Source organism: Acinetobacter sp. 226-1 (genome assembly GCF_030329325.1).
Classification (GTDB): Bacteria; Pseudomonadota; Gammaproteobacteria; order Pseudomonadales; family Moraxellaceae; genus Acinetobacter; species Acinetobacter sichuanensis.
Genome location: NZ_JACANU010000003.1, coordinates 13,344 through 30,001, shown reverse-complemented (window position 1 = coordinate 30,001; position 16,658 = coordinate 13,344). Strand labels below are relative to the sequence as shown.

Genomic DNA, 16,658 nt, shown 5'->3' with positions numbered 1-16,658 from the left:
TGTAGTAAGCCTTAAATTTTATAAACCAAAATAATAAGCCGCAATACAAATAAAAATGGTAATGATGATCAAGGCAAAAACACTGGTTTTAGCAGATTTTTGTTCAGCATTCGATTTTTTATGTAAGACATGTTGAGCATCGGTTTTGCTGTGGTCAAAAGGAGACTCTACCACTTTTGGGGTCAGGCGCGAAGATTGATAATGATTTGCAACTTTGGTGATAAATTTTGCAGTCAAATCTTCAAGCTTTTGTGAGAAATGACGTAAATTCATTTGCTCTTCGGGACTTAAAATTTGTTGATTTTCATCATAAGGATGCTGAATTTTTGCAGCAATAAATTTTTCTAGAGCATCTAAACGATGCAATGTTTCATGCGCATAGTCTGCTTGATAGTCTGTCGGTATGAGCGAAAGTTGTAAGTCTGATTGATTTGGGTCTTTGCTAAGAATACCACCATAATAAGGCTGATCTTTATGGCTTGGTTCTTGAAAGCCTTGCGCATACTTGGTCGCAAATAACTCATTGTCCGTATAGATTTGAATATCATCCCAATTGGGCTGAGCAAGATCTTGTTCAAGACGTTTGTTATATTTTGAGTTGAGTTCAAAGCGCCAAAATGTTTCATGGCGAAAAGGGCTTTGCTGTGAAGTCGGAGCTTCATAGTCATTATCTGCACTATACCATTCTGCTAATTCTTTCCCAAAAATCCATGCTGTTTTCTTTTGCTTATCATGACTGACAATAAAATGAGGAATAGACAGAAGTTCTACATTGGCATTGGGATTTTGTTCATCATTGAGTAGGTTTGAACTGTGCAAGCTGAGTCGATAAACCCCTTGTTTTTTTAAGCCTTCTAACCAAATTTGAAAATGTTGCGCGAGTAAATGTTGATTGAGTAAATCTCGAAATGCAAAAGTATGCTGACTAAATACGACATGATTGATCCAACGATTAAAGCTGAGCTCTTGGTTTAGAAATTCATTACCATAAGTAACCAGAGTGAGTTGTTGTTTCCAGATTGGATCGAGTGCCATTTTTATAAATCTCGGTGACATTAAGATCATTTTATACTTATTATAAATTAGAGTTCTAGCCTTTGACTGAAATTTACGGTGATGAAGCATTACAATAATGTTGAGAAACATATGCTAATCGTAATTTTCGTCTAGCAGGAACTTCATTCAACTGCATAAAAACTGTTAGAATAACCAGTTATATTATTTTTCTAAATTGTTGCTTTGAGAGTTACTATGTCACTGGAAGCCCTGACCACTGAAGCGCTCGCTGCGATTGCAGCAGCTCAAGACCTTGCTACACTCGATCAAGTTCGAGTGCAATTTACAGGGAAAAAAAGCCAGCTCGCGGAACAATCTAAGGCACTTGGTAAAATGGATCCTGAAGAGCGTAAAAGCTTTGGTGCGCAAATTCATGCTGTACGTGAAGCCATTACAGCTGCCTTGACTGAACGTCAAGCGGAATTACAAAAAGCTGCATTAGAACAAAAGCTTGCAAGTGAAACGATTGATATTACTTTACCGGGTCGTGGACAAACAGTAGGAAGTATTCACCCTGTTACCCAAGTTCAAGAGCGTATTTGCCAATTTTTCACCAAAGCTGGTTTTACTGTTGCAACGGGTCCAGAAGTTGAAGATGACTATCATAACTTTGAAGCATTGAATATTCCGGGACACCATCCTGCACGTGCGATGCACGATACTTTCTATTTTGATGCTAATCATTTGTTGCGTACGCATACTTCAGGTGTGCAAATTCGTACCATGGAAACTAGCCAACCGCCGATTCGTATCGTATGTCCTGGGCGTGTTTATCGTTGTGACTCAGACCAGACGCATTCGCCTATGTTCCATCAGATCGAAGGTTTATACGTTGCTGAAAATACCAGTTTCGCTGAATTGAAAGGTTTGTTGGTTAATCTTTTAAACGAATTCTTTGAAAAAGATTTGAAAGTACGTTTCCGTCCGTCTTATTTCCCATTCACAGAGCCAAGTGCGGAAGTGGATATTATGGATGAACGTGGTAAATGGCTGGAAGTATTAGGCTGCGGTATGGTACATCCAAATGTATTACAGGCTGCTGGTATTGACCCTGAGAAATATAAAGGCTTTGCCTTTGGTTTAGGTGTAGAGCGTTTTGCGATGTTACGTTATGGCATCAATGACTTGCGTATGTTCTACCAGAATGATGTGCGTTTCTTACGCCAATTTGCTTAAACAAATTTTTTATTAATCCTCTCCTAACCTCTCCTTTAAAAAAGGAGAGGGACTTCTCGAAGCAATTGCCAGAGAGGTTCTCCCCCTTTCTCAAAGGGGGAGTTAGAGGGGGATTTGAAATTTAGAAATAATAGGTTTTTTGAAATGAAAATTAGCGAAAATTGGCTACGCACGTGGGTAAACCCTGCTATTGATAGCGAAACTTTATCTGACCAACTGACCATGTTGGGTCTTGAAATTGATGATTTAACACCTGCTGCAAAAGCATTTACAGGTGTGGTTGTAGGCGAAGTCTTAACTGTAGAGCAGCATCCTGATGCCGACCGTTTACGTGTAACCACGGTTAATATTGGTCCAGGTGAGCCTTTACAAATCGTATGTGGTGCGCCTAATGTACGTGCGGGCATGAAAGCACCTGTTGCAACAATTGGCGCAGTACTTCCAGGCGATTTCAAAATTAAGAAAGGCAAACTGCGTGGTATTGAGTCACAAGGGATGTTGTGTGGTGCTTCGGAAATTGATCTGGAAGATAAAATTGATGGTCTTTTAGAGCTTCCTGCTGATGCACCTGTTGGCGTGAATATCCGTGAATATTTAAATTTAGATGACAATGTCATTGATATCAGCATTACGCCAAACCGTGGTGACTGTTTCAGTATCCGTGGGATTGCACGTGAAGTTGGTGTGATCAATCAATTGCCTGTGACTGCACCTGAAATTAAAGAAGTTGCAGCAACCATTGCCGATCAAAAGCAAGTTGTAGTGACGACTGAGGGTTGCCCACGTTATTTAGGTCGTGTGATCAAAAACGTCAATACCAAAGCGCCTACACCTGCATGGATGGAACAAGCACTTGCTCGTTCAGGTATTCGTCAGCATAGTATTTTGGTGGATATTACCAACTATGTATTAATGGAACTCGGTCAGCCTTTACATGCTTTTGATGGTGGTAAGGTACAAGGTTCTGTACATGTACGTCAGGCAACTGCTCAAGAAAAGTTAGTATTACTCAATGAGCAAGAAGTTGAATTGTCTGAAAATGTAATGATCATTGCCGATGATGCCAAAGCATTGGCAATTGCAGGGATCATGGGTGGTTTATCTTCATCTGTGACGGATGAAACTACTGAAATCTTCCTGGAATCAGCATTCTTTGCACCACTTGCAATTGCAGGTCGTGCCCGTAGTTTCGGTTTACATACCGATGCATCACAACGTTATGAACGTGGTGTAGACTTTGAATTGCCAATGATTGCCATGCACCGTGCATCACAGTTGATTCAAGAACTTGCAGGTGGTGAATTTGGTCCAATCACTGTTGCCGAAAAAGCTGAATTATTGCCAAAACGCGATGCGATTGAGTTGAATCAGGCACAAGTCGATCAATTGCTCGGTTATGCAGTTGAATCAGACTTTATTACCGATGCTCTACAACGTTTAGGCTGTGAAGTGACAGTCGTTGCTCAGGGACAGTGGACTGTTGTGCCACCATCACATCGTTATGATATGGCGATTTACCAAGACTTAATTGAAGAAGTTGCGCGTATCCACGGCTATGACAATATCCAAATCAGTCTACCTGTGATTGATGTGAAATTAGCGAAACATCAAGACCAATTTGAATTACCGCAATTACGTCAAACCTTGGTGACTTTGGGTTATCAGGAAGCGATCAGCTTTAGTTTCGCAGATTTAAAACTTGAGAAACAACTCAATTCACACGTGAATCCATTGGCATTGGCGAACCCAATTTCAAGCGATCTTGCGGTGATGCGTTCAACTTTGTTGTCGAGTTTGATTCCATGTGTACAATACAATGTCAATCGTCAACAAAGTCGTGTACGTTTCTTTGAGTTGGGTTTACGTTTTGATTATCAAAATGCACAAGGCATTGATGATCTTAAACAGATTCCTACCTTGGCGATGATTGCGACAGGTGCGAAACAAGTTGAATCATGGCATGCCAAACCACAGGCGATGGATTTCTTTGACTTTAAAGGTGAAGTGGAAGAGTTGTTGGCTGCGAGTCGTGTACAGGTTGAATATGTACGTTCTGAGCGTGAATGGTTGCATCCTGGTCAGTCTGCTGAGATTTTAGTCGATGGAAAATCAATCGGTTATTTCGGTCGTTTACATCCTTCATTGGAAAATGAACTCGATTTGAGCACAACTTGGGTGGCAGAACTCGATCAATTGGCTGTTTTGCAAACTTATGTATCTAATTTTACAGAATTATCACGATTTCCATCGGTTAGACGTGATATTGCGCTTTTAATTAATGATAAGATTAATGTTAGTGAAATTCAGCAACTTATCGAAAAAACAGGTGGAGAGCTTTTAGACTCATCTTGGTTATTCGATGTGTATACTGGTCAAGGTGTTGAAGATGGCAAACGTTCTTTAGCTTTTGCATTATTATGGCAACATCCAACACGTACACTAGAAGATGCTGAAATTAAATCTGGTATGGACAATATTATACAAGTGTTGCAAGACACTTATGAAGCGACATTGAGGGCCTCATGACAGCATTAACAAAAGCAGAAATGGCTGATCATTTAAGTGAGCTTACGAGTTTAAATCGTCGTGAAGCAAAACAAATGGTTGAGTTATTCTTTGATGAAATTAGCCAAGCATTAATTGCTGGCGAACAAGTCAAACTTTCAGGATTTGGTAATTTTGAATTACGTGACAAACGTCAACGTCCTGGACGTAATCCTAAAACTGGGGAAGAGATTCCAATTTCAGCACGTCGTGTTGTAACATTCCGTGCAGGACAAAAATTTAGACAACGTGTAGGCACAGAACAAGAGGATTAATTTTCTCTATTTTCGGCAAAAGCCCTGTATTTTTACAGGGCTTTTTATTGCATAAATTTATAGTTGTTAGATGAAATGATGAATGGGTGTACTGTAGGCAGAATGTTATAAGTAAAGTTATTTTTTAATGCTTTAAAATTTTTCATGTTATTTTTCAAAAGAAACTGAGCTGTAGAATCAAAAATAGGAATGAACCAACGTAGAGCAGAATTTTTTTCAACTAAGTGCACAGTTTTACATGTTAGCTTTCTAAACGGGCTTCATTATTTGGGATGCACTTTTTTTACTTGTATTTCTCTTAATAGCTGAAGACATATTGTCAGTTGAGTTAATCTGTATAGATTAAATAGTATATTTTTCTAAATCTATATTTTAGGGATTTTTTATTTTACATAAATTTAAGATGTAAAAAAAGAGAACCCAAGGTTCTCTTTTTTCTGATAATAATCTAAGTTGATTATTATTTTGCAGCAGAAGCAGCAGCAGTAGCGTCAGCAGCAGCAGCAGTAGCAGATGAAGCAGCAGCAGTAGCATTAGCAGCAGCATCAGTTGCAGCAGAAGCAGCAGCAACGTCAGTTGCAGCAGAAGCAGCAGCAGCGTCAGCAGCAGCAGTAGCTTCAGAAGCAGCAGTTACAGCTTGAGATGCAGCAGCGTTTGCATCAGCAGCAGCTTCTTCAGTTTTTTTAGCACAACCAACAAAAGCTAAAGTAGTAGCAACTGCAGCAGCAATAGCGATTTTTTTGAATAACATGGCATCACTCTCATAAAAATAATTGAGACAAAAAAACCCAGATTAGCCTGTTGTATGCTTTTATTGTGCCTAACCATTGTGTAGGTAAACAATGCAGAAAGCAGTCTAACTGGTATGCGAATATGCTATCACTGCGCATTTAGAATTGCTACTGCTCTAAATTAAAAAAAAGCGAAAAAAGGTTAAAAAATGACACTTTTTTAACAGATATTTACAATTAATATTGAGTTTTATATTGGTTTGTTGCTAGGTAACTGTCTAAAAAACATAAGGATTTTTTGTTAAAAATATTAATATTCAATGATTTGCAATCTAATTTAACATTGCATAAGCACATCTGTAAATTTATGTAAGCAAAGTCAACCAAATAAAAAGGCTATCGTTATAGATAGCCTTTTAGGAAAAATTAAAAATTAATTCGTTGCTTTACGTTTCATTTGGTCAAAGAAGTCATCATTGGTTTTGGTTTCTTTCATGCGATCTAGCAAGAATTCCATCGCAGCTAACTCATCTTGAGTATGTAACAATTTACGTAAAATCCAAACTTTACGTAGATTTTCTTCACTCATGAGACGTTCTTCACGACGAGTACCTGATTTCTTGATATTCATTGCAGGGAAGACGCGTTTTTCAGCAATACGGCGATCAAGTGTAATTTCTTGGTTACCTGTACCTTTGAATTCTTCGTAGATCACTTCATCCATTTTACTGCCTGTTTCGATCAGGGCAGTTGAAATAATCGTGAGTGAGCCACCTTCTTCAATGTTACGTGCAGCACCAAAGAAACGTTTTGGGCGTTCTAAAGCATGTGCATCTACACCACCTGTTAACACTTTACCTGATGAAGGAATTACGGTGTTATAGGCACGTGCTAAACGTGTAATTGAGTCAAGTAAGATGACAACATCTTTTTTGTGTTCAACTAAACGTTTTGCTTTTTCAATGACCATTTCAGCAACTTGTACGTGACGTGCTGGTGATTCATCAAAAGTAGAAGCAATGACTTCACCACGTACAGTTCGTTCCATTTCAGTTACTTCCTCAGGACGTTCGTCAATGAGAAGTACAATCAAGAAACATTCAGGATTATTGCGAACAATCGACTGAGCGATGTTTTGCAATAACATGGTTTTACCTGCTTTAGGTGGCGCCACAATAATTGAACGTTGACCTTTACCAATTGGAGCAATGAGGTCAACAACACGAGCAGTTAAATCTTCAGTTGAACCATTACCTAACTCCATTATAAGTTGTTCAGTTGGGAACAATGGTGTTAAGTTTTCAAAAAGAATTTTGTTACGTGAGTTTTCTGGTGTGTCGTAGTTAATTTGATTAACTTTTAATAATGCAAAATAGCGTTCACCTTCTTTAGGTGGGCGAATTGTACCTGTGATGGTATCACCAGTACGTAAGTTAAAGCGACGAATCTGAGAAGGGCTAACATAAATATCGTCAGGACCTGCAAGATAAGAGCCAGCAGCCGAGCGTAGGAAGCCAAACCCATCAGACAAAATTTCTAGAACACCATCACCAAAAATTTCTTCGCCATTCATAGCATGGCGTTTTAAGATGGCAAAAATAATGTCTTGTTTGCGGTTACGAGCCATTCCTTCAAGGCCCATAAACTCAGCAATCTTAATGAGTTCGCCAATCGGTTTTTTCTTGAGTTCAGTTAAGTTCATAGATGGTCAGATTGATGTAAGGATGTGTGGTACACAGAGATAAAAAAAAGAAAGCAAAAGTCGACCGCGGTACAATAGGTGAGTGTAATTGTATTTGCACAATAACAAAACTCAGAATCTAATTGGTTCTTTCGAGGAGAAATGTGTAAAACAATTTCTTTTGCCGAGCGGCGATCTTATGTGTTGTGTTTTAAGAAACAGGAATAAAACCCCAATGTTTCTTGTCGTAGAAATATAAGTGAGAACGTGAGAATTGTCAAATAGAAGAGAAAAAATACGCTATATTTTTATAGCGTATTTTGTCGATAAACTATACTGTTTAGATATTTTCATCAATGAAGGCAGTGAGTTTAGATTTAGGCACAGCACCGATTTGTTGTGCTACAACTTCACCATCTTTAAACATCAATAATGCTGGAATATTACGGATGTTATAATTTACCGCAGTTGCTTCACATGCAGTTACGTCAACTTTAACGATTTTTACTTTACCTTCGTATTCATCAGAAAGTACTTCTAAAACAGGTGCGATCGCTTTACATGGCGCACACCAGCCTGCCCAGAAGTCAACAAGAACAGGAGTTTCAGATTTTAAAACGTCAGCCTCAAAGTTGGCATCAGTGGTATTTACGATATTGCCTGACATGGATAATGCTCCGAAATATTTTAAAGATGTAACCTATATTTATAAGTATTACATAGTCATCTTTAACAAAGTAGGGGAATGGTTAAATTTTCGATCTTAATTGTGATTTTGTCTAATTGATGCTCACGATAAGCCTAATCGGAGTTTTTAAATTGTCATACAATTGTCACATATGTAGAAAAAATAATGCCTCAGTGAATTGTCATCATAAATGGCTTTTAAATTGCTTGTATGTGAATTAATCTAGGCACACTTCTGAATGAGTTTGTATAAATAATGTCTGATTTTTTAATTGATGAAGAATTACTTGCTGCCATTGATATGGGGTCGAACAGTTTTCACTTGGCAATCGCCCGTGTTGATCATGGTGAAGTAAAAAAAGTAGCATCAATGTCAGAAAAAGTTCAGCTTGCTGCAGGGTTGGATGAAAATAAAAATTTAACAGAGGCAGCACAGCAACGAGGTTTGGCATGTTTGGCAAGGTTTGTTGGGCGTTTAAGCTCTGTACAGGCGAATCGTTTGCGTATTGTCGCAACCAATGCTTTGCGTCAAGCAAAAAATGGTCAAGAATTTATTCAAAAAGCGGCAGAAATTTTACCTAAGCCGATTGAAATTATTGCAGGTCGTGAAGAGGCTCGTTTAATTTACCTAGGTGTTTCACACACAATGGCAAATAGCGGACGCCGTCTAGTCATTGATATTGGTGGTGGTTCTACAGAGCTTATTATTGGTGAAGAGTTTGAGCCCATCCATACAGAATCTTTACAAATGGGTTGTGTTGCATTTACCAAAGCTTATTTCCCAGAAGGTCAAATTAGTGCAAAAGATTTTGATAAAGCTGTCGTGGCTGCACGTAAAGAACTGACTTCTATTGCAAATACTTATAAAGCAGAAGGTTGGGATACGGTTGTTGGCTCAAGTGGAACGATTAAAGCATGTCGCCAAATTACAGTAAATATGGGCTGGAGTGATGATCAGGAAAATCTGACACGCGAAGGTTTAGAAAAATTAAAAGATAAAATGCTGAAATATAAACATGTTTCAGATATGGAGTTTGAAGGCTTAAAAGAAGATCGCCGAGCGGTATTACCAGCAGGTTTGGCTATTTTGTATGCGATTTTTGAAATATTAAATATTGATAAATTAGTCTATTCAGATGGTGCATTACGAGAAGGTGTAATGTATGACCTACTCGGACGTTTTCAGCATGAAGACATTCGTGATCGTAGCGTACAAGCGATGATTGGTCGTTATAATGCAGATTTAAAACAAGCACAACGCGTCGTGGATACTGCACAGCATTTATTTGATAGTGTCGCTGCAAAACTGAATTTAAATAATGATGATAGTGATTTATTGCGTCGAGCTGCTTATTTACATGAAATTGGTTTAGCAATTAGTCATAGCGGTTATCATAAGCATAGTGCCTATTTGTTACAGCATTCAGATATTCCTGGTTTTTCACAAATCGATCAAAATCATTTGTCACATTTGGTCGCTCATCATCGTCGAAAATTGCGTACAGACAGTAAAATTGATGTGATGAGAGTAGGTGGATACAAACTTATTTACTTATGTTTATTGCTTCGTCTTGCAGTTTTACTGAATCACAGTCGTAGTGATGAGATGCTTCCTGCCATTGAATTAACAGTCCTAGATGAGCAACAATGGCAACTCTGCGTTTCTGGTGATGCCAAACAATGGCCATTGCTCGTTGCCGATTTGCATGATGAGCAAGTGCAATTTAAGCATTGGGACATTGAATTGAATATTCAGTCGGAACAGTTTATCGATTAACACAAATTTCTCGGTGTGAGTCATCGGCGAATTAGGGATAATACTCGACTTATGAAAAATAAAGCTGCTCAATCTAAAGCTTGGAAAACGGTTCAAATTGCACGTCATCCAGAGCGTCCGCAATTTTTGGATTATGTAGGCGAAATCTTTACAGAATTTGATGCTTTGCATGGTGATCGTCTATATGGTGATGATGGTGCAATGGTCGGTGGCTTAGCGCGTTTTAACGGGCAAGCTGTCATGATCGTAGGTCAACATCGTGGTCGTAGTACCCGTGAAAAGTTACAGCACAATTTTGGGATGAGTAATCCTGAGGGCTACCGTAAATCACAACGTTTACTTGATATGGCTGAACGTTTTAATTTACCTGTTTTTACTTTTATCGATACGATGGGTGCATATCCTGGGGTCGGTGCAGAAGAACGTGGTCAAGCAGAAGCGATTGCAAGTAGTTTAGCCCAGCTTTCAAGTTTGAAAGTTCCTGTTATTGCTACTGTTTTAGGTGAAGGTGGTTCAGGTGGTGCACTGGGTATTGGTGTAGCTGATCGTGTGATTATGCTTTCTCATAGTATTTATTCGGTTATTTCTCCAGAAGGTTGTGCTTCTATTTTATGGAAAACAGCAGAAAAAGCAGAACAAGCGAGTGATGCTTTAGCTTTAACTGCTGATAAGCTACAAAAAATGGGTATAGTCGAATATGTTGTTGACGAAGGCGAAGGGGCACATTTACAACCATTAGATGTTATGGAAAAGCTTAAAGATGTGTTAAAACAATCGCTTGATGAATTACAAGCAATGAGTGCAGAAGAGCGATGCGAAGCACGTTACCAGCGTTTAATGAAGTTTGGCAGCGACAATTTAGGACTCGTTTCTTAACACAACTCCTTCAATTTCCAAAAAATACTCAATTTCTTATTGGGTGTAGCGGCGGCATGGATTCCATGCTGTTGCTTTATTTAATGGCGGTGTTGTGTCCTCAGCAAATTCGAGCAATTTATATTAATCATCAATTACAAGCTGCAAATGATGATTGGGATATTTTTGTTGCTGAACAATGTCAGCAGTTAAATATTCCTTATATCGTAGAACATGTACAAGTTGCTGAGGGTAATTTAGAAAATCAAGCCCGTGCTGCACGTTATCAAGCTTATCAAAAACATCTTCATCCAAATGATATTTTAGTACTTGCTCATCATCAGCAAGATCAGGCAGAAACAGTCATGTTGCGTTTGTTGTCAGGCGCTGGCGTGTCTGGTTTAAGTGCAATGAAAGTGATGGATGAGCGAGAAAATTTAACACTTTGGCGCCCATTATTAGATATTTCTCGTGAGCAAATTTGCCAATGGGTAGAGCAAAGCTCTTTACCTTATGTTGATGACCCAACGAATATGGATACACATTATGATCGTGCATGGTGTAGACATGAACTTTGGAATATTTTGCAAAGTCGCTATCCTAAAATGCAACAAGCATTGGCGCGTACAAGCTATTTGATGCAGGATGCACAAGAAATTTTAAGCGATATTTTGCAGCAAGATTTGGCTATATGTACGCATGAAAATCGACTCGATTTAGCAAAATTAAATGGATTAACCTTTGCGCGACAAAGACAGCTTTTATCGGCGTGGATGAAAGGTCAAGATACATATCGTCCTAGCTTTGAAATGGTGCAACGTTTACAACAAGAAGTCATTTTATCTAAATCAGATGCTCAAGCTGCTTTGCATTGGAATGAATATTATTATGTACGCTTTCGACAGTTTTTATATCGTTTGGATGCCGAAATATATTTAGAGAGTAAAAAAGAACAAGCTTTTGTTGCACAAAATTTAGAATGTGATTTAGAGCAAAAAATTTCTGTAGCTTCTGGAGATTTTCAGATTCAAGTACAAAAAGTCGGGTTATCCTATTCTTTACTCAGAAAAAAATTAGAACTGAATCATCGTAGAGGCGGAGAAAAAATCCATCTTTATGGCAGAGTGGGTACTTGGGCATTAAAAAAAGCAATTCAAGATGCACATATTTTTCCATGGATGCGTCATACAATTCAAATATTAAGCATAGATAATGTTATGCTTGGTGTTTTTACACCGAATGGGTTTTGGTTGGCTCAATCTGACTATGTTGAAGTCAATGGTTGGCAACCGAATTTAGTTTCTTAGCGAGAAAGCGTTAAACGTCGAGCGAAATTCATGAGTGCAGCTTTAAATTGTAATATTACTTTCATTGGTGGTGGAAATATGGCTCAAGCCCTAATTGGTGGCTTGATTACCCGTGGACTGCCTGCAACACGGATTATAGTTTCTGACCCCGTAGAAAAAATCCGTGAGTTATTACAAGAGAAAGATGTACATGTAACTGATGATAATATTGCAGCAATTGAAACAGCAGATGTCGTTGTTCTTGCTGTAAAACCTCAAGTCTTAGGTGCTTTATTAAAGCCATTGCATGGTTTATTTGACAATAAGTTGGTGGTTTCAATTGTCGCTGGTGCTGAAATTGAGACGATTGCGCTTTTAACAGGAACAGATCGTATTGTTCGTGTGATGCCAAATACACCTGCATTGGTACAAACAGGCGCACATGGTTTGTTTGCGAATGACAATGTTGCTCGTGCAGATCGTGAATTAGCCAGTCAAGTTTTAGCAGCGACAGGCTTAACCATTTGGGTCAATACTGAAGCACAAATTGATGCTGTTACTGCTGTTTCTGGTTCTGGTCCTGCATACTTTTTCTATATGATGGAAAGTATGATTCGTGCAGGCAAAAATATGGGCTTGGATGAAAAAGTCGCAACAGCTTTGACATTACAAACAGCTTTGGGTGCTGCACAAATGGCAATTACCAGTGCAAATAGTCCTTCGGAGTTACGCAAAAATGTGACTTCTCCGAATGGAACAACTCAGGCTGCATTAGAAGTTTTTGATCGTGCACAAATTTCACAAAATATTCAAACTGCGCTTGCTGCTGCTCAAAAACGTAGTCAAGAATTAGCACAAGAATTAAGTGATAGTACGAAATAATTGATTTAATTATTGATTTTATTTAGGAATATTCCAATATGGGTGCAAATTCTGCGCAGATTTTTGGCATTATTATTAACGTCGCAATTTTGCTGGTATTCTTTCGTTTTTTAATGCAATTGGCAATGGTGAGTCCATATAATCCTGTGGTTCTTTCTACAGTAAAAGCGACTAAAATTGTTGATATTTTTAGTCGTATTTTCCCGACAATTGCCAAAGGACGAGTCAATACTGCAGCTTTAGCGTTGTTGATTGTTCTGTATTTATTGAAAATTTTTGGAATCATGTATTTACAAGGTGCTATGCCAAATAGCCCAGTACATTTATTGATTTTGACTTTTGTCACCATGATTCAGGATTTGATTCGCTTCTGTCGTTATTTAATTTTTGCAACGATTATTTTAAGTTGGGTGGTGATGTTTACCCAATCTCGTTCACCTTATATTGAAGTGATCCAAGAACTCGCTGAGCCATTATTAGCACCATTTCGTAAAATCATGCCAAATATGGGAATGATTGATCTTTCTCCGATTTTGGCATTCCTTGCGTTGTATATTGCTGAAATTTTAATGAATGAAGTTGCAAAGGTTTTATTAACAGGTTTGTAATTTATTGATTAAAAATAAAAAATAAAAAAGGACTCGATTGAGTCCTTTTTTATTACTGAAGATTTATGAAGTGAATTGAGGATGATGACTATTCAAGTATTCAAATGTGGTGTTCTATTGAACTTCATTGGGGGCTAGTGGAAAAGAGGCTTCACTAGGCATAGCTTCTTATTTTTACAGCTCACCTCTCCCTAACCCTCTCCTGAGAGGAGAGGGAACTTATTTCAAGTTTAATGCGCTTCATCCCAATTGTTGCCTTTGCCGACTTCAACTAACAAAGGCACAGATAAGGTACACACTTTTTGCATGACGTCCTGAATCTGTTTTGCTAATTCATCAGCAATCGCTTCATCGACTTCAAAGACCAATTCATCGTGAACTTGGAGTAGAAGTTTGGCTTGATCTTTCGGTAAGATTTTATCAACTTCAATCATTGCCATTTTAATGATTTCAGCGGCAGAACCTTGTAGTGGCGCATTGATTGCTGCACGTTCAGCCGCTTTACGCACCATCATATTTCGTGCATCAATATCAGGTGTGTAAAGACGACGACCTGTAATGGTTTCGACAAAACCTTGTTCTGAAGCCACTTGACGAGTTCGCTGCATATATTCATAAATGCCAGGATAGCGATGGAAATATTGTTTGATATAGTTTTGTGATTCTTCACGGGTAAAGCCAAGTTGACGAATCAAACCAAATTCAGACATACCATAGAGCAGACCGAAGTTAACCGCTTTGGCTTGGCGACGTTGATCATTGGTGACATCTTCAAGCGCAACACCCAAAACTTCTGATGCCGTACGACGGTGTACATCTTGCCCATGATTAAAAGCATGAACTAAAGCTTCATCTTGGGAAAAATGTGCCATTAAACGCAGTTCAATTTGTGAATAATCGGCTGCAAGTAATACGCGACCTTGAGGCGCAATAAATGCTTTACGAATTTGACGTCCAATCTCTTCACGAACAGGAATATTTTGTAAGTTTGGATCGGTCGAAGATAAGCGACCTGTAGCCGTTAATGCTTGATGATAACTGGTGTGTACACGATGCGTTTCATTATTGGCTTGTTTAGATAAACCTTCGGTATAAGTACTTTTGAGTTTGGTTAAACCACGATATTCAATAATTAATGAGGTAATAGGATGATCAATTTTTTCTAAAATTGCTTCAGACGTACTGTATTGACCTGTAGCTGTTTTCTTACCACCTTTTAAGCCTAATTTTTCAAATAAGACTTCACCCACTTGCTTTGGTGAGCCGACATTAAAAGATTCGCCTGCAATTTCAATAATTTGGTTTTCAAGGTTTTGAATGGTTTCAGCAAAATCTACACTGAGTTGGTCTAAAAATGCCAGATTTAACGCAATGCCATTTTCTTCCATTGATGTCAGAACGCGAGCAACAGGCATTTCAATATTGTGCAAAATACCTGATAGTTCAGGGATTTCTTTTAGCTTACGATTGAGTACTTCGTATAAACGATAGGTCACATGTGCATCTTCGGCAGCATAATGCGCCGCAGTTTCAAGCTCAATTTGATTAAAGGTTTTTTGTTTTACGCCTTTGCCTGCAATTTGTTCGAAGCTTGTGGTCAAGTGGCTTAAATAAACACGTGCAACATCATCCATACCGTGACGAGTCGCCACTGAGTTTAGGACATAAGATGCCAACATGGTATCAAAATACCAACCTTGCAAATGGATACCATGATTTTCAAAAATATGCGCATCATATTTTAAATGATGTCCAATTTTTTCAACAGTTACATCTTCTAAAATCGGTTTAATGTGTTGAAGAATTACATCACGATTTAGTTGTTCAGGCGCACCTTCATAATCATGTGCAAGTGGAATGTAATAGGCATCTTTCGCATCAAAAGCGACTGAAAAACCAACCATTTCTGCAACACGATAATCTAAACTGGTGGTTTCAGTATCAATGGCAAAACGTTTTTCTGTGCTTAAGCGCTTGAAAAACTGCTCCCAATCCGCTTGAGTTAAAATAGTGTGGTAAGTTGCTTGTCCGAGTTGATCATCAACACTACTTGAAATGGCTTGATCATTATTGTTTTCAGTATTTTGTGCAGTTTTTTCGATTTGTTTTGAAGTCTGTTTATACGCAGCACTGTTTGGATTATTTGGATGATCTAAAGATTGTAATTGATTACGGAATTCTAACTCAGTATAAAGGTTGCGTAATTCCTCAACATTTGGGTCGGTCAGTTTCAAGTCATCATAGGTCAAACCCATATCAAGGTCGATAATAATACTTGCAAGTTGGTGATCAAGCTTAATACCATCTTGGTTTTCTTTAATATTTAAACCAACTTTACCTTTAATATTGTCAGCATTGGCAATAATGTTTTGCAAATTGCCATATTCATTTAAAAGCTTGGCTGCTGTTTTTGCACCCACACCAGGGACACCTTTAATTCCGTCTGAGGCATCGCCCATCAAGGTTAAATAATCAATGATTTGATCTGGACGTACACCAAATTTTTCAATGACCCCTTCAATATTCATGGGTTTATCTTTAAAGCTATCTTCAAGCGTCACTTTTTCAGTGACCAACTGTGCCATGTCTTTATCGCCTGTTGAGATCAGGACTTGATGACCCGCAGCTTCAGCACGTTTGGCTAAAGTACCAATAATATCATCCGCTTCTGCACCAGGTAGCATGTGAAGTGGAATACCTAGTGCACGAATTAAAGCATGTAAATAAGGAATTTGTTGAGCAAGTTCGTCAGGCATACTTGGACGATCACCTTTATAAATCGGTGAAAGTTGATGACGAAAAGTAGGTTCAGGTGTATCGAAAATCACTGCCATATGCGTAGGTTGAACACGGCGCATTAACTTTTGAATTGCAGAAATTGCACCACGAATTGCATTGGTTTGTAAACCTGTTGAGGTGGTTAATGGTGGTAGTGCATGAAAGGCACGAAATAAAAAGTATGACCCATCGACCAAAACAAATGGTGGCATTGCAAAATTCCTAATTCAATTAATAGCAGTATTGTACGTGATTTTGGAAAGGAGCATAGCATCATGATGTAGAACGATAGTTACCGAATATCTGATGAATTCATCAGAAC

Annotated in this window: 13 protein-coding genes; 8 read left to right on the top strand and 5 right to left on the bottom strand. The window is 38.4% G+C overall.

The features are described 5' to 3' along the window. Positions 1–18 precede the first annotated feature (18 nt). Positions 19–1,035 (bottom strand): hypothetical protein, encoded by a 1,017-nt coding sequence (locus HX124_RS06140; protein WP_286382605.1) that lies wholly within the window; start codon positions 1,033–1,035, stop codon positions 19–21. 216 nt (positions 1,036–1,251) lie between these two features. On the opposite strand from HX124_RS06140, the gene pheS reads away from it, so the two are divergent. From pheS to HX124_RS06125, 3 genes are all read left to right on the top strand, one after another. Continuing rightward, entirely contained in the window at positions 1,252–2,232 is a 981-nt protein-coding gene (gene pheS / locus HX124_RS06135) for a phenylalanine--tRNA ligase subunit alpha (RefSeq protein ID WP_286375865.1), read from the top strand. A gap of 144 nt (positions 2,233–2,376) precedes the next feature. Then, positions 2,377–4,758, top strand: coding sequence for a phenylalanine--tRNA ligase subunit beta (gene pheT, locus HX124_RS06130; protein WP_286382603.1), 2,382 nt, complete (start codon positions 2,377–2,379; stop codon positions 4,756–4,758). Then, complete coding sequence (locus HX124_RS06125) at positions 4,755–5,051, top strand: integration host factor subunit alpha (protein WP_004723042.1); 297 nt, start codon at positions 4,755–4,757, stop codon at positions 5,049–5,051. The genes pheT and HX124_RS06125 overlap by 4 nt, the downstream gene beginning before the upstream one ends. Before the next feature lie 460 nt (positions 5,052–5,511). On the opposite strand, the gene HX124_RS06120 is transcribed toward HX124_RS06125, so the two are convergent. From HX124_RS06120 to trxA, 3 genes are all read right to left on the bottom strand, one after another. Continuing rightward, positions 5,512–5,802, bottom strand: a complete 291-nt coding sequence (locus HX124_RS06120) for a hypothetical protein (RefSeq protein WP_286382601.1) — start codon at positions 5,800–5,802, stop codon at positions 5,512–5,514. A 413-nt stretch (positions 5,803–6,215) separates the two neighbouring features. Continuing rightward, on the bottom strand, positions 6,216–7,484 hold the full coding sequence (rho, locus tag HX124_RS06115; RefSeq protein ID WP_286375862.1) for a transcription termination factor Rho: 1,269 nt from the start codon (positions 7,482–7,484) through the stop codon (positions 6,216–6,218). A gap of 319 nt (positions 7,485–7,803) precedes the next feature. Continuing rightward, complete coding sequence (trxA, locus tag HX124_RS06110) at positions 7,804–8,130, bottom strand: thioredoxin (protein WP_107006680.1); 327 nt, start codon at positions 8,128–8,130, stop codon at positions 7,804–7,806. 276 nt (positions 8,131–8,406) lie between these two features. Here trxA and ppx point away from each other — a divergent pair, with 276 nt between their 5' ends. Genes ppx through HX124_RS06085 form a run of 5 tightly spaced genes read left to right on the top strand, consistent with a single transcriptional unit; the run spans position 8,407 to position 13,558 of the window. Beyond that, positions 8,407–9,927 carry an exopolyphosphatase gene (ppx, locus tag HX124_RS06105; RefSeq protein ID WP_286375861.1) on the top strand — a complete coding sequence of 507 codons (1,521 nt, stop codon included), beginning with the start codon at positions 8,407–8,409 and terminating at the stop codon, positions 9,925–9,927. 51 nt (positions 9,928–9,978) lie between these two features. Next, entirely contained in the window at positions 9,979–10,803 is an 825-nt protein-coding gene (locus HX124_RS06100) for an acetyl-CoA carboxylase carboxyltransferase subunit alpha (RefSeq protein ID WP_107006678.1), read from the top strand. Next, the gene (gene tilS, locus HX124_RS06095; protein ID WP_286382599.1) at positions 10,740–12,089 is read left to right on the top strand and encodes a tRNA lysidine(34) synthetase TilS; all 1,350 of its coding nucleotides are present in this window, start codon (positions 10,740–10,742) and stop codon (positions 12,087–12,089) included. The genes HX124_RS06100 and tilS overlap by 64 nt, the downstream gene beginning before the upstream one ends. A gap of 30 nt (positions 12,090–12,119) precedes the next feature. Continuing rightward, positions 12,120–12,950, top strand: coding sequence for a pyrroline-5-carboxylate reductase (gene proC / locus HX124_RS06090; protein ID WP_286382597.1), 831 nt, complete (start codon positions 12,120–12,122; stop codon positions 12,948–12,950). A gap of 38 nt (positions 12,951–12,988) precedes the next feature. Further along, positions 12,989–13,558 carry a YggT family protein gene (locus tag HX124_RS06085; protein WP_107006675.1) on the top strand — a complete coding sequence of 190 codons (570 nt, stop codon included), beginning with the start codon at positions 12,989–12,991 and terminating at the stop codon, positions 13,556–13,558. 230 nt (positions 13,559–13,788) lie between these two features. Here the strand turns inward: HX124_RS06085 and polA are convergent, their stop codons facing one another. Next, positions 13,789–16,548, bottom strand: coding sequence for a DNA polymerase I (gene polA, locus HX124_RS06080; RefSeq protein ID WP_286382595.1), 2,760 nt, complete (start codon positions 16,546–16,548; stop codon positions 13,789–13,791). Positions 16,549–16,658 lie beyond the last annotated feature (110 nt).

What these genes read in the sequence shown, in the direction of transcription:
- HX124_RS06140 (WP_286382605.1), bottom strand. Translation starts at nt 1,035, where the DNA reads ATGGCACTCGATCCAATCTGGAAACAACAACTCACTCTGGTTACTTAT.
- pheS (WP_286375865.1), top strand. Translation starts at nt 1,252, where the DNA reads ATGTCACTGGAAGCCCTGACCACTGAAGCGCTCGCTGCGATTGCAGCA.
- pheT (WP_286382603.1), top strand. Translation starts at nt 2,377, where the DNA reads ATGAAAATTAGCGAAAATTGGCTACGCACGTGGGTAAACCCTGCTATT.
- HX124_RS06125 (WP_004723042.1), top strand. Translation starts at nt 4,755, where the DNA reads ATGACAGCATTAACAAAAGCAGAAATGGCTGATCATTTAAGTGAGCTT.
- HX124_RS06120 (WP_286382601.1), bottom strand. Translation starts at nt 5,802, where the DNA reads ATGTTATTCAAAAAAATCGCTATTGCTGCTGCAGTTGCTACTACTTTA.
- rho (WP_286375862.1), bottom strand. Translation starts at nt 7,484, where the DNA reads ATGAACTTAACTGAACTCAAGAAAAAACCGATTGGCGAACTCATTAAG.
- trxA (WP_107006680.1), bottom strand. Translation starts at nt 8,130, where the DNA reads ATGTCAGGCAATATCGTAAATACCACTGATGCCAACTTTGAGGCTGAC.
- ppx (WP_286375861.1), top strand. Translation starts at nt 8,407, where the DNA reads ATGTCTGATTTTTTAATTGATGAAGAATTACTTGCTGCCATTGATATG.
- HX124_RS06100 (WP_107006678.1), top strand. Translation starts at nt 9,979, where the DNA reads ATGAAAAATAAAGCTGCTCAATCTAAAGCTTGGAAAACGGTTCAAATT.
- tilS (WP_286382599.1), top strand. Translation starts at nt 10,740, where the DNA reads ATGCGAAGCACGTTACCAGCGTTTAATGAAGTTTGGCAGCGACAATTT.
- proC (WP_286382597.1), top strand. Translation starts at nt 12,120, where the DNA reads ATGAGTGCAGCTTTAAATTGTAATATTACTTTCATTGGTGGTGGAAAT.
- HX124_RS06085 (WP_107006675.1), top strand. Translation starts at nt 12,989, where the DNA reads ATGGGTGCAAATTCTGCGCAGATTTTTGGCATTATTATTAACGTCGCA.
- polA (WP_286382595.1), bottom strand. Translation starts at nt 16,548, where the DNA reads ATGCCACCATTTGTTTTGGTCGATGGGTCATACTTTTTATTTCGTGCC.